General features: G+C 70.4%; 11 protein-coding genes. 5 read left to right on the plus strand and 6 right to left on the minus strand.

Annotation, left to right across the window (positions count from 1 at the left end; genetic code table 11):
• Positions 1-216 precede the first annotated feature (216 nt).
• From ACFYWM_RS32920 to ACFYWM_RS32935, 4 genes are all read right to left on the minus strand, one after another.
• Positions 217-432, minus strand: coding sequence for an EF-hand domain-containing protein (locus ACFYWM_RS32920; protein ID WP_362871798.1), 216 nt, complete (start codon positions 430-432; stop codon positions 217-219).
• A 275-nt stretch (positions 433-707) separates the two neighbouring features.
• A complete protein-coding gene (locus tag ACFYWM_RS32925) occupies positions 708-1,010 on the minus strand; it encodes a ferredoxin (protein ID WP_389921793.1) in 303 nt (100 codons plus the stop codon).
• A gap of 231 nt (positions 1,011-1,241) precedes the next feature.
• Positions 1,242-3,518 carry a protein translocase subunit SecD gene (gene secD, locus ACFYWM_RS32930; protein ID WP_389921796.1) on the minus strand — a complete coding sequence of 759 codons (2,277 nt, stop codon included), beginning with the start codon at positions 3,516-3,518 and terminating at the stop codon, positions 1,242-1,244.
• 292 nt (positions 3,519-3,810) lie between these two features.
• Complete coding sequence (locus ACFYWM_RS32935) at positions 3,811-4,197, minus strand: hypothetical protein (RefSeq protein WP_389921798.1); 387 nt, start codon at positions 4,195-4,197, stop codon at positions 3,811-3,813.
• 117 nt (positions 4,198-4,314) lie between these two features.
• On the opposite strand from ACFYWM_RS32935, the gene ACFYWM_RS32940 reads away from it, so the two are divergent.
• A complete protein-coding gene (locus ACFYWM_RS32940; RefSeq protein ID WP_389921801.1) occupies positions 4,315-5,976 on the plus strand; it encodes an alpha-amylase family protein in 1,662 nt (553 codons plus the stop codon).
• 78 nt (positions 5,977-6,054) lie between these two features.
• Here the strand turns inward: ACFYWM_RS32940 and ACFYWM_RS32945 are convergent, their stop codons facing one another.
• On the minus strand, positions 6,055-6,678 hold the full coding sequence (locus ACFYWM_RS32945) for a TetR/AcrR family transcriptional regulator (protein WP_389921803.1): 624 nt from the start codon (positions 6,676-6,678) through the stop codon (positions 6,055-6,057).
• Between the two features lie 79 nt (positions 6,679-6,757).
• Here ACFYWM_RS32945 and ACFYWM_RS32950 point away from each other — a divergent pair, with 79 nt between their 5' ends.
• The 3 genes from ACFYWM_RS32950 to ACFYWM_RS32960 all read left to right on the plus strand — a co-directional run bounded on the left by ACFYWM_RS32950 (position 6,758) and on the right by ACFYWM_RS32960 (position 9,123).
• Positions 6,758-7,492, plus strand: a complete 735-nt coding sequence (locus ACFYWM_RS32950) for an SDR family oxidoreductase (protein ID WP_389921806.1) — start codon at positions 6,758-6,760, stop codon at positions 7,490-7,492.
• Positions 7,493-7,812: 320 nt separating this feature from the next.
• Positions 7,813-8,904: an alanine racemase gene (locus tag ACFYWM_RS32955; protein ID WP_389921808.1), complete on the plus strand. Its 1,092-nt coding sequence runs from the start codon at positions 7,813-7,815 to the stop codon at positions 8,902-8,904.
• Between the two features lie 81 nt (positions 8,905-8,985).
• Entirely contained in the window at positions 8,986-9,123 is a 138-nt protein-coding gene (locus ACFYWM_RS32960; RefSeq protein ID WP_389921810.1) for a hypothetical protein, read from the plus strand.
• 12 nt (positions 9,124-9,135) lie between these two features.
• On the opposite strand, the gene ACFYWM_RS32965 is transcribed toward ACFYWM_RS32960, so the two are convergent.
• Positions 9,136-11,001 (minus strand): potassium transporter TrkA, encoded by a 1,866-nt coding sequence (locus tag ACFYWM_RS32965; protein WP_389921813.1) that lies wholly within the window; start codon positions 10,999-11,001, stop codon positions 9,136-9,138.
• Between the two features lie 315 nt (positions 11,002-11,316).
• On the opposite strand from ACFYWM_RS32965, the gene ACFYWM_RS32970 reads away from it, so the two are divergent.
• The gene (locus ACFYWM_RS32970; RefSeq protein ID WP_389921815.1) at positions 11,317-12,099 is read left to right on the plus strand and encodes an IclR family transcriptional regulator; all 783 of its coding nucleotides are present in this window, start codon (positions 11,317-11,319) and stop codon (positions 12,097-12,099) included.
• The last annotated feature ends 32 nt before the right edge of the window (positions 12,100-12,131 follow it).

The following is a 12,131-nucleotide window of genomic DNA, read 5'->3' on the forward strand; positions in this document are numbered from 1 at the left end:
GGCGGGAGCGATGTGACGGGAAACGGCGAGGCCGGACCCGATCGGGGCACCCGGCCCGGATGTGGGCGGGATGTCTCGATCGGATCCGGCCCGTCGACCGGCCCGGTACCGAGGCCCTCGGATCGGGTCCGGCTTGCCGGTCCGAGGCTGAGGTGCCCGGATCGGGTCCGGTCCGTCGGCCGGTCCGGTTCTGGAGCGTCCGGACCGGGACGGGGGTCAGCCCGCCCGGGTCTGGGCGAGGTATCCGGCGAACTCCTCCAGGGAGATGAGGCCGTCGCCGTCCTGGTCGATCCTGGCGACGGCCGCCGCGGCCGCCTCGGGGGTGATCGGCTGGCCGAGCACCTCCATGAGCCTCGTCAGCTCGGGAACCGAGATGAGGCCGTCACCGTCAACATCAACGATCTTGAAAGTCGTCGCGTAGTCGTCCGCCACGATTGCATCCGCCTTCGGCAGCAGGGAAATCAGACGCCAAGCACACTAGCGGGATTCGAGGCATGCCCCCTGGCGGAAAGCGGAGGATCCCCGTCGTTCTCCCTCGTTCAGGGCGTTCCGGTCATGACGGGGGCGCCGCCGATTCGATCGGCGGCGCCCCCTCAACCCTTCGGCCTGCCCTCCGTCAGCCCCGCGTCCCGTCACGCCGCCCTCCGCCGGCATGGACGATCCGGCTGAGGACGGTCCGGCTGAGGACGGGTGGACGCGGGTGGTTCTCAGGCTCGCGCGCCGGCCATGGCCTGGCAGGCCTCGGCGCACATGCGGCACGTGTCGGCGCACTCCTTCATCGTCGTGTCGTTGCTCATGGACATGCACGCCTCGGCGCACCTGGTGGCCACCTTCGCGCACATCGCGGCCATCTCCATCGCCATCGGCGACTGGCGCATGATCATGTCCGCGCACATGCGGGTCATGTCGGCGCAGTCCATGAGCGGGCCCATCATCGCCATGTCGGCATGCTGGCCCCCCTGCATGAGGCAGTAGGTCATGGTCTGCTCGCAACGGCTGTGGCTCTCCATGCACGCATTGATGCTCTTCTGCATTTGAGGGCTCATCTTGACCGCGTGGCTCATGCTTTCTCCCCGTTTTCGTGACCGTTCTGCTTCAACGGCCGAAGATCTCGCAACAGTGTTGTGCCCCTGTCGGACGGCCTTGCCAGCCGGGGAGTTCTGCCTTTAGTCGCTGATGGCAATAGTTTTGTGCATAAATTCACCCATCGTTTGTAGGATTAGTAGGAAAAGCCGAGACGGTCACACCACCGCGCCAGAGCCCTGGCGGGCCGGAGCGGGTCCCTTCCGCTTGGGCCGTGGCGGCCCGGTGGGCCTGCGCCTCTCCAGCTCGATCGCGAGCGGCCCCGCGACCAGCGCGGAGGAGAGCGTGCCGACGACGATCCCGATCAGCAGCGCCACCGCGAAGTCGGTGAGCGAGTCACCGCCGAGCACCGCCAGCGCGGCCAGGATGAACAGCGCGCCCAGGCCGGTGTTGACCGTACGGGGAACGGTCTGCAGGATCGCGATGTTCGTCACCTCGGCGAACGGAGCCTTCGGCCGCGCCCCCCACAGCTCGCGGACCCGGTCGAAGACCACGACCTTGTCGTTGACCGAGTAGCCGATCACGGTGAGCATCGCGGCCAGGAACACCCCGTCCACCGGCTTGCCCAGCCACGCGAACGCGCCGACCACGATCGTCGCGTCGGCCACCAGGGCCAGCACCGCCGCGAGCCCGAACGTCCAGCGGAACCGGAAGGCGAGATAGGCGAGCTGCGCGGCGAGCGCGACGCCCAGCGCGATCAGCGCGTTGCGGCGCAGCTCGTCCCCGAGGCTCGGCCCGACGAGCTCGTCGCGCTCCTTGGTGACCTGGGCACCCCCGCTCTCCAGCGCGCTCTCGATCCGCACCACGTCGGCGGGAGCGATCTGACCGGCCCGTACGGAGATGTCCTCGCCGGAGGACTGCACCACCGCGTTGGGGAACCCGGCCTCGCTGACGAGCTCGCGGGCGGCGTCGGCGGTCATCGGGGTGCTCGTGGAGTACTCCACGAGCCTGCCCCCGGTGAACTCCACGCCGAAGTCGAGTCCCCGCACCGCGACTCCCGCCACGGACGCGGCCACCAGCACGCAGGTGACCAGGAAGTACACCGCGCGGCGGCCCATCAGGTCCGGCTTGCGCGCGTTGAGCCAGGTGCGGACGCGCCCGATGTCGGACAGGCCGGTGAGCCGGGGCCGCGAGGACACGGCCTGGAGGCTCACCGCCCACTGGGCCAGGACGCGCGTGATGACCATCGCGGTGATCAGCGAGGCGATCACGCCGATGCTCAGCGTGACGCCGAAACCGCGTACCGGACCGGAGGCGAGGAAGAACAGCAGCCCGGCGGCGAGCAGCGTGGTGATGTTGGAGTCGGCCACCGCGCTCCACGCGTTGCGGAAGCCCTTCTCCAGCGCGCCCCTGAACCCCGGTTCGGCCGCGTACTCCTCCCGTGCCCGTTCGAAGACCAGCACGTTGGCGTCGACCGCCATGCCGATCGCCAGGACGAAGCCCGCCAGTCCCGGCAGGGTGAGCGTGGCGCCGAGACCCACCAGCGCCGCGTACGAGATCAGCGCGTAGCAGGCGAGCGCGAAGGCGGCGATGAGGCCCACCAGCCGGTACGTCACGACGATGAACAGCGCGGTGAGCGCGATGCCGATGACCGCGGCCTGGGCGCTGGCCGTGATCGCGGCGGCGCCGAGCGTGGGGCCGACGGTCCGCTGCTCGACGATCTCGACGGGTACCGGCAGCGAGCCACCCTTGATCAGCAGAGCGAGGTCGGCGGCCTCCTCCGAGGTGAAGGTACCGGTGATCTGGGTGGAGCCGCCGGGCAGGCCCACGTTGCACGCCACGTCCTCGTTGACCTGGGGTGAGACGATCACCTTGGAGTCGAGCACGATGGCGACCCTGCGTTTGGGGTCGCCCGCCTGGTTGCAGGCGGCCTGGCCGGTCAGCTCGGCCCACTCCGCGCGTCCACTGTCGCGGAAGTCGACGGTGACGAACCAGCCGCTGCCCTGCTGGGCGTCGATCCCCGCCTCGGCCCCGCTGACGCCCTCACCGGTGAGGGCGGCCGGTCCGATGTGCAGCGAGCCGCCGCTCTCGTCGGGCAGGATCTGCTCGCCCTTCCCCGGCTTGGTCCCGGCCGCGGGCTCGGGGACGCCGAGGACGGGGTGGAAGGTGAGCTGCGCGGTCTTGCCGATGACCTCGGCGGCCTTCGTCGGGTCCTGCACGCCCGGCAGTTCCACGATGATGCGCCGCTCGCCCGAGCGGGCCAGCGGCGCGTCCGCCACGCCCAGGCCGTCGGCCCGGCGGCGGAGCACCTCAAGGGTGCGGTCGGTGGCCGCGGCGTCGGCCTTGACGGTCGGTGAGTCCCTGGTCTCCAGGACGAGCTGGGTGCCGCCGCGCAGGTCGAGGCCGAGGCGCGGGGACATGGTCAGGGCGATGAACAGCGAGGTGGCGATGACGGCGAGCGCCGCCACCGCGCGTACCACCGGGGCACGCGACATGGGAGCCTCCACAGGCTGGGGAACTGTCCTCGGGGGTGCCGGAGGGGCCTTTCCGGAACGCCGGCGTGCCTCGCGTACGGCGGCCTCCGGGCACCCGCGGACGTCCGGGCGCACAGGCACTCGGACGTCCGGGCGCGCGGTGCTCAGACGTGCGGGCCCTCGGACGCGCGGGTGTTCAGGCGCGGGAAGGGCGGTTTCCGGTACGGGAAGTCCTTCGGCGAAGGAAGGCGCCTCCCGGCCGGCGAAGGCCGTTCTCCGATATGGCGAGGGCCCGGAGTGGCTCCGGGGCGGTTCAGCCGGCCGTGGAGGCGGGCGGCGCGCGCCCCGGCCTGACGAGCAGGGCCGCGAGCGGGCGGGTGTCGTCGTCGCGGGCCGGGTGCGAGGCCGGGCCGGAGGCGAGGGACAGGTGCCTGAGGTCAGCCGGCGGGGTCGCGAGCGGGTGGCCGCCCCCGCCCGCCAGGCCGATCCCGGTGGCGGAGAGGCCGCTGACGAGGGCGTTCCTGTGCCCGCCGTCGAAGGCCGGGCGGGACAGCCGCTGGTGATCGCCGGGGGACTGGGCGACGGCGGGATGGCGCAGGAGGGCGGCGGCGCCGCCCCCGCCCAGCCCGCCGGAGACGAGCAGCGGCAGCAGCAGGGCGAGCAGCCAGCCGAAGGGCGCGCCGCGCCTCAGCTGTCGCATGGTCTCCTCCTGGCCGTCCCGTCCACCGTAGCGCGCCGAAGGCTTGTCGATCTCTCCCGCGTCGGCCCAATGTCCGCGTTGTCTCATAAAAACGTCAAGGGAGGGTAGTGCGCACGCATGCGACTCACCTATACGGCCGATCTGTGGTGGAAGAACGCCGTCGTCTACTGCCTGGACGTCGAGACCTACAAGGACGGGAACGGTGACGGCATCGGCGACTTCCGGGGCCTGACCCAGCAGATCGACCACCTGGACCGGCTCGGGGTGACCTGCATCTGGCTGATGCCGTTCTTCCCCAGCCCCAGCCGCGACGACGGCTACGACATCAGCGACTTCTACTCGGTCGACCCCCGGCTGGGCACCCTCGGCGACTTCGTGGAGTTCATGCGCACCGCCAGGGACCGGGGCATGCGGGTCATCGCCGACCTGGTGGTGAACCACACCTCCGACGAGCACCCCTGGTTCAAGGAGGCCCGCTCCAGCCGCGACTCCCCCAAGCGCGACTGGTACGTCTGGCAGGACGAGCCGGGACCCGTCGACCCCAAGTCGATCGTCTTCCCGGACAAGGAGGACAGCCTCTGGGAGCTGGACAAGAAGACGAACCAGTACTACTACCACAGCTTCTACAAGTTCCAGCCCGACCTGAACACGGCGAACCCGCAGGTCCGCGACGAGATCGCGCGTATCCTCGGCTTCTGGATGGAGCTCGGCCTGTCCGGCTTCCGGGTGGACGCGGTGCCGTTCCTGATCGAGGGCATCGGCGGCGACCCGCACGAGTTCCTCGCCGACCTGCGCGCCTTCATGAACCGCCGCGACGGCACCTCGATCCTGCTGGGCGAGGTCAACCTGCCCTACCCGGAGCTGATGAAGTTCTTCGGCGACGCCGACAACGGCGACGAGGTCACCATGTGCTTCGACTTCATCGCCATGCAGCGCTTCCACCTGTCGATGGCCCGCCAGAACCCCGAGGCCCTGGCCGAGGCCCTGCGCGACCGGCCGGAACCGCCCGACGACTCCCAGTGGGCGATGTTCGTCCGCAACCACGACGAGCTGACCCTGGACAAGCTCACCGAGGCGCAGAAGCACGAGGTCTTCGACGCCTTCGGCCCCGACAAGAACATGCAGCTGTACGACCGGGGCCTGCGCCGCCGCCTCCCCCCGATGCTCGGCGGCGACATGCGGCGGCTCAAGCTGGCCTACAGCGTGCTGTTCTCCCTGCCGGGCACGCCGGTGCTCTTCTACGGCGAGGAGATCGGTCTCGGCGAGAACCTGAAGGCCGAGGGCCGGATGGCGGTCCGGATCCCGATGCAGTGGTCGGCCGGGGGCGGCTTCTCGCCCGATCCCAAGACCGCCGTCCCCTCGCCCACCGGCAAGTTCGGCCCGCGCAACGTCAACGTCGCCGACCAGCGCCGCGACCCCGACTCGCTGCTCAGCTGGACCAGGCTCCTGATCGAGCGCTACCGGGAGTCGCCCGAGCTGGCCTGGGGCACCTACGAGATCCTGGACGCCGGTGACGTGGCCGTGCTGGCCCACCGGGCCGACGCCGAGGGCGGCACCGTGGTCGCCGTCCACAACTTCGCCGACCGCGAGGCGAAGGTGGACCTCGTCCTCGAAAAGCTCGACGGCTGCGAGGTGCTGGTCGACCTGCTGGTGGACGGCACCCTCGACCTGCCCGCCGACGGCCGGGTGAAGTTCACGCTGGAGCCGTACGGCACCCGCTGGCTCCGCGCCTCCGTCCCCAACGCCGCACCGGAGGACACCTCGGCCAAGAGCGGGTGAGCACCGGGAAAGACCTCGCCCGGGAGCGGGGGACACCGGGAAAGACTCCGGCCGGGAGCGGGTGACCCCGCCCGGAGATCACCCCGGAACGCGTCCGGGGTGCCCGTCCGGCGCGGGCTCCCGCTCCCCGGGCCAGACGAGCATCGCGAGCTCGGCGATCCGCTCCAGGTCCCGCCGGGTCGCGCCGTCGCGGGCCTGGGTGGACATGCCCTGGACGGTGGCCGAGTAGAACAGGGCGAGGGCCTCGGGGTCGGTGCCCTCGGGGAGCAGGCCCGCCGCCACGTCCGAGGCGATGCGCGCCGCGAGCGCGGCCTTGCCCGCCTCCCTGATCCCGCGCATCGCCTCCCGCACGTCGGCCGACTCCGGGCCGACGTTGACCGCCGCGCTGAAGATCATGCAGCCTGGCGGGTGCCCGGGGTCGGTGTAGTCGATCGCGGCCTCGCGCAGCGTCCTGGCGATCGCCGCCCGCGCGGTCGGCTCCTCGGCCAGCGCCCGCGCGGAGAAGTCGTACCTCCTGTAGCGCTCGACGACCTCGTCGAACAGCTGCCGCTTGTCGCCGAAGGTGGCGTACAGGCTGGGCGGCCGGATGCCCATCGCGGCGGTGAGGGAGGCGATGGAGGTGGACTCGTAGCCGTGCCGCCAGAACTCCAGCAGCGCTATCTCCAGCACGGCGTCGCGGTCGAAGGCTCGCTTCCTGCTCACCGGAGCATTGTATAGCGGTCGCTAAAAAACCCTGCTACGGTTCCGTTTTGTAGCGATCGCTAAAAATACGGGAGGCGATGTGAGAACCGCGTTGGTGACGGGCGCGAGCAGGGGGATCGGCAGGGCGATCGCCCTGCGGCTCGGGCGTGAGGAGGTCCGGGTGGCCGTCCACTACGCCGAGGACGAGACGGCGGCGGGGGAGGTCGTGACGGCGATCACCGAGGCCGGGGGAGAGGCGTTCCCCGTCCGGGCGGAACTCGGCGTGGAGGGGGACGTGGAGACGCTCTTCGCCGCCCTGGAGAAGGAGGTGGACGGGCTCGACATCCTCGTCAACAACGCGGGGATCATCCTCCCCGGCGGCATCGCGGAGGTCACGCCCGAGGCGTACGACAGGATGTTCGCCGTCAACGTCAGGGCGCCGTTCTTCATCATCCAGCGGGCGCTGCCGCTCATGCGCGACGGCGGGCGCGTCGTCACCATCACCTCCGGCGTGACCAGGATGGCCTTCCCCGAGAGTCCCGCCTATGTCGCGACCAAGGGGGCGATAGAGGTGCTGAACCGGACGCTGGCCAAGGAGCTCGGCCCGCGCGGGATCACCGTCAACTCGGTCTCGCCGGGCATCACCGACACCGACATGAACGCGGGCTGGCTGCGCGGCGACCCGCGGGCACAGGAGTACGCGGCCGGGGAGGCCGCCCTCGCCAGGGTCGGCGCCCCGGAGGACATCGCCGACGTCGTCGCCTTCGTGGTCTCCGACGACGCCCGCTGGGTCACCGGAACCGTCCTCGACGCCACCGGCGGCTCCGGGCTCTGACGGGGCCGGGTCCCGGGCTTCGACGGAGCCCGGGGGCGTCCTGCGGCTCGGTGGCCTTCCTCCGGCCGGTGAGGAGCGTGAGCCGGGGCCCGGCCGTCGCGGCCTCGACTTTCCCCCGACACGGCCCCGTGTCGATGAACCGTCCGGACGAAGCGTGTTGGATGTCCAGCACACGGATCAGCTCGTGGACGGGGAGCCGGACAGGAGCCGGACGGGAGCCGGACGGGGGCGCGCCCGCGTGCCGGCCGACCGTCGAGGCCCGTTGATCGTAAAGACCCGCTCGCCCGGCGGCCCGTACCGCCAAGATCGGAGAGAACGCAGTGACAGCCACAGCCGCGGCGCAGCCGCAGACCTCGGAGTCGTTCCTGGCCGGGCCGCTGCCCGCGTACGTCTACGACCTGGTCGAGCTCGGCGCCCACGTCAGGGCCGTCCGCGCCGCGCTGGGGGACGTCGAGCTGTACTACGCGGTGAAGGCCAACCCCGACCCGGAGCTGATGCGGACGCTCGCCCCGCACGTCGACGGCTTCGAGGTCGCCTCGGGGGGCGAGCTCGCGCACGTGCGGGAGCACTTCCCGCACGTGCCGGTCGCGCTGGGCGGGCCGGGCAAGACGGACGCCGAGCTGTTCGGCGACGTGACCCGCCTGCACGTCGAGAGCCCCGGCGAGCTGCGCCGCCTGCTCGCCTCGGGCCGCCCGGCGGACGTGCTGCTCCGGGTCAACCTGGACCTCCCGGTCGAGGGGGCCTCGCTGGCGATGGGCGGCGGCGCCACGCCGTTCGGGATGGACCCCGCCGGGATCGCCGAGTGCGTCGCCCTGCTGGAGACCCAGGGGGCCGTACGGCTGCGCGGGATCCACGCCCACCTGGCCAGCGGGCTCGACGCGCCCCGGATGCTGGAGCTGGCCGCGGCCGTCCTGGACTACGCGCGGACGCTGGGGGTGAGCGAGATCAACCTTGGCGGCGGCATGGCCGTCTCCTACGCCGACCCCGGCGACCGGTTCGACTGGACGGCCTACGGCAGGGGCCTCGCCGCGCTCCGGCGCCCCGGCGAGACGCTCCGGATCGAGCCGGGACGCTCGCTGACCGTCTACTGCGGGAGATACGTGACGCGCGTCATCGACGTCAAGCGCGTCCACGGCGAGCTGTTCGCGGTCGTGGCGGGCGGGACCCACCACCTCCGCACCCCCGCCACCAAGGGCCACGACCAGCCCCTGGTGATGACGGAGGCCGGTGAGCCGATCACGATCGTCGGCCAGCTCTGCACCCCCAAGGACGTCCTGGCCCGCCGGGTCCCCATCGCGCTCAAGCCCGGCGACCTGGTGGAGTTCACGATGGCGGGCGCCTACGCCTGGAACATCTCCCACCACGACTTCCTGATGCACCCGAAGCCGAGCTTCCACTATCTGAGCCGGTAGGGCCGCAGGCCCGGACCCGAATACGGAAACACCTGCCGATACGCATATGCTGCGCATCGTCGTTCTCATGTGTCAGGCAGTGTGCAGAGCGTTCAGAGCGTTCGAAGCGTCGAGAGGGAGAAGCTCACCGTGTACAAGGAGTTCGCGATCGAGGCCGTGGTCTGGGTGATCCCCGTCGTGGTGCTGCTCGGGCTCGCTTTCATGATCACCAACCCGTAGGGCCACGGAGGGTCAGCGCTCGGCCAGGACGATCACCGAGTCGCCGGGGCCGAGGCGCAGCGGTCGCGACTTGTCGGGGTTGATGACGACACCGAAGTGGGGGGCCTCGTTCACGCGGTCCGCCAGGCGGTAGCCGATCGCGGTCTCGCCCCGGCGCCGGGCCGACTCGATCACCGAGGCGAAGTCGACCGGCGCCCCGGAGCGGACGTACCGCTCCGCCGGGCGCGGGTAGATCTCCGAGCCCCCCGAGTCGAAGAGCTGGCCGAACACGTCGGCCAGGTGCCGGTTCTCGGCGAGCTGGGCGAGCAGCAGGCCGATCACCGTGTCGCTGATCACGATGTCGTCGGCCCTGGTGACCTCGGCGAGGCTCCGGTTGTTCTCGTCGTGCATCTCGCTGACGATGGAGTAGCGCTCGCCGAGCGAGGACTGCATGTCGCGCAGCTGGAGCAGGGTCATCAGGGTGCGCGTGTCGGCGTGGCCGGGGCTGTAGCGGTCGTCGGAAAGCACGATCACGTGCTGGTAGAGGCCCAGGCCGAGCGAGTCCAGCGCGTAGCGGTCGGAGGTGTCGCACTCCTTGACGTTGACCGTGAGGTTGCCCAGCCCCTCGAAGCCGTTCGCCGTGTCGGGGTGGTCGGAGGCGATGTCCAGGACCGAGCCGGGCGCGACGTAACCGTCGAGATAGCGGACGATCTGGCGGCCCCGGCCGTTCCAGTTGAGGATCAGGGTGCGCTCGGCGCTGCGCTCGGTGTGCTCGACCATGACGATCGACTCCTCGTCGGCCGCGGGCATGCCCTTGGCCAGGTGGATCATCGAGTCGTCGTGGGCGATCACGATGATCTCGTCGGAGCCTGAGATCACGGTGTCCATGGGCGGGTTCAGCATGGCCGCCCCGTCGCGGCGCAGCCCGATCACCGTGGCGGTCTGGTAGGCCGGGAGCACCTCGCCGTACGTCATGCCGGTGAAGTCGGGGTCGGAGCGCAGGTAGATCTCCCCGTCGCTGAAGTCGAGCAGGTCCATGCAGACCACGGACATGCCCGACTGCCGCGACGACTGCACGATGAGCCGGGAGGCCGTGTCGTCGGAGTCGACGAGGTGGACGTCGGGGCCGCCCGCGAGACGGGCCGCGGCCATGTTGGAGCTCTCGGCGATGGCCGCCACCACCGGCGGGTGGCCGCCGGGCCGCTTGGCCAGCGCGAGCAGCGTCTTGATGACGTGCGCGTCGGGGTCCTCGCCCTGCGGGGAGAGGACGACCACCGAGCGGGCCTCGGACAGGTTCATCAGGTCGAGGTCGGTCGGCTCGGCGGGCCGCCCGGTCCGGCAGACCAGCCTGGTCCTGCCGGTGTCGCCCGCGAACTGCCGGATCTCGTCCTCCATCGCGATCTTGTCCTTGTCGGCGAGGATCGCGATGACCGACCTGCGGTCGCTCGCGTGCGCCTGGACCAGCTCGCTGATGATCGTGAAGACCTGCTCCGACCAGCCCAGGACCACGATGTGGCCGTTCTCGATGATCCGGGACCTGCCCTTGCGCAGCTCCTCGAACCTGCTCTTGAGGTCGTTGGACAGGACGCCGACCAGGGCGCTCACGATGAAGATCCCGCCCAGCGACGCGATGAACATCAGCGCCACGAACGGCGCGCTGCCGGTGTCGCTGGCCACCTTGCCGGGGCTCAGCGTGCGCATCAGCGTCATCCACAGCAGGCCGGGGGCGCCGTGGTGCTTGGCGGCCTCGTGCGGGGTCAGCCACAGTCCGAGCGCCGTGACCAGCAGGATCAGGCCGAGGGAGATGAGGGCGAGCCATCCCATCAGCGCTGTCGTGCCCCGCGACATGGTGTTGTCGAACCAGTAGCGCAGGCGTTCCCTGAACGTCGCCCTCAACACGGAATTTCCCCCCGTCGGTAAAGCCGAGTCAACAACTGTACAAAAACTACAGGTCACTCAGAGGAGGGAGGGGTGAACGGCTCGGCTGGCCACCGGGTTCGATCGCCCAACGGGCGATAGCGCGGGCTCTGGTGAAACATGTATCTAAACGCGGCGCTTTGTACTTTTTTATGCCTACAAGTCCGGCTGTGTCGGGCTTGCGGCGACCTCACCTCGTACGGGCACTGTTCGTGCGCAAGGGTTGACAGTAGTTATCGCTGATGTAACTATCGCAAAAATCTTACAAATATCTGAAAATAGATTCGAGTAACTCGAATGAAGAGCGGTAGGAAATCAGCAAGCGTCGACAAGGCATTTGAGCTCATCAGTGCCGTGTCCGGAAGCGGCCGATCCGGAATGACCCTGGGCGAGCTCGCGGCACACACCGGTGTCGCCGTCAGCACCGCTCATCGCTACGCCATCTCGCTCCTGGAACTGGGCGTTCTGGAGCGCGACGCCGCCGGAGCCTTCCGGCTCGGCGTCACCCTCATCACCCTCGCCGGGCGCTACCTGGAGGAGGACGGGCTGCGCGCCGCGGCCCAGCCGTACCTGGCCGAGCTGGTCGAGATCAGCGGGGAGACCGTCCACCTCGGGGTCCCGGTGGGCCACCACATCGTCTACGTCGACAAGGTGGAGAGCGCCAAGTCGGTACGCCTGGTCTCCCGCATCGGCAGCCGCGTGCCGCTGCACTGTACCGCGATGGGCAAGGCCGTCCTCGCCTTCCTGGACGAGCCGCGCCGCGCCGAGATCCTCGCCGTGCGGACGGAACCCCGCACGCCCAGAAGCCTCACCGGCGACGCGCTGCTCGCCGAGCTCGACTCCGTACGCGACCAGGGCTTCGCGATCGACGACGAGGAGAACGAGGAGGGGGTGCGCTGCATCGGCCTGCCGATCATGAACGCCTCCGGCCGCCCGGTGGGGGCGTTCAGCGTGTCGGCACCGGCCGGGCGGTTCAGCCTCGGCGACTGCCACCGCCTGGCGCCGGTCGCGCTCGGGATGGCCGCGGACATCGGCCGCCGCATCGGCTACGCCGCCCCCGGGACCCGCAAACTCGCCTGATCCCGCTTTTCCGCGTTCCCAGACTCACAACG

It is taken from the genome of Streptosporangium sp. NPDC002721, from assembly GCF_042888905.1.
In the GTDB taxonomy this organism is placed as follows: Bacteria; Actinomycetota; Actinomycetes; order Streptosporangiales; family Streptosporangiaceae; genus Streptosporangium.

Bases quoted from the DNA above. Each gene is read 5' to 3' on its own strand.
- ACFYWM_RS32940 (WP_389921801.1), top strand. From the start codon at position 4,315: ATGCGACTCACCTATACGGCCGATCTGTGGTGGAAGAACGCCGTCGTC.
- secD (WP_389921796.1), bottom strand. From the start codon at position 3,518: ATGTCGCGTGCCCCGGTGGTACGCGCGGTGGCGGCGCTCGCCGTCATC.
- ACFYWM_RS32925 (WP_389921793.1), bottom strand. From the start codon at position 1,010: ATGGAGAGCCACAGCCGTTGCGAGCAGACCATGACCTACTGCCTCATG.
- ACFYWM_RS32970 (WP_389921815.1), top strand. From the start codon at position 11,317: ATGAAGAGCGGTAGGAAATCAGCAAGCGTCGACAAGGCATTTGAGCTC.
- ACFYWM_RS32935 (WP_389921798.1), bottom strand. From the start codon at position 4,197: ATGCGACAGCTGAGGCGCGGCGCGCCCTTCGGCTGGCTGCTCGCCCTG.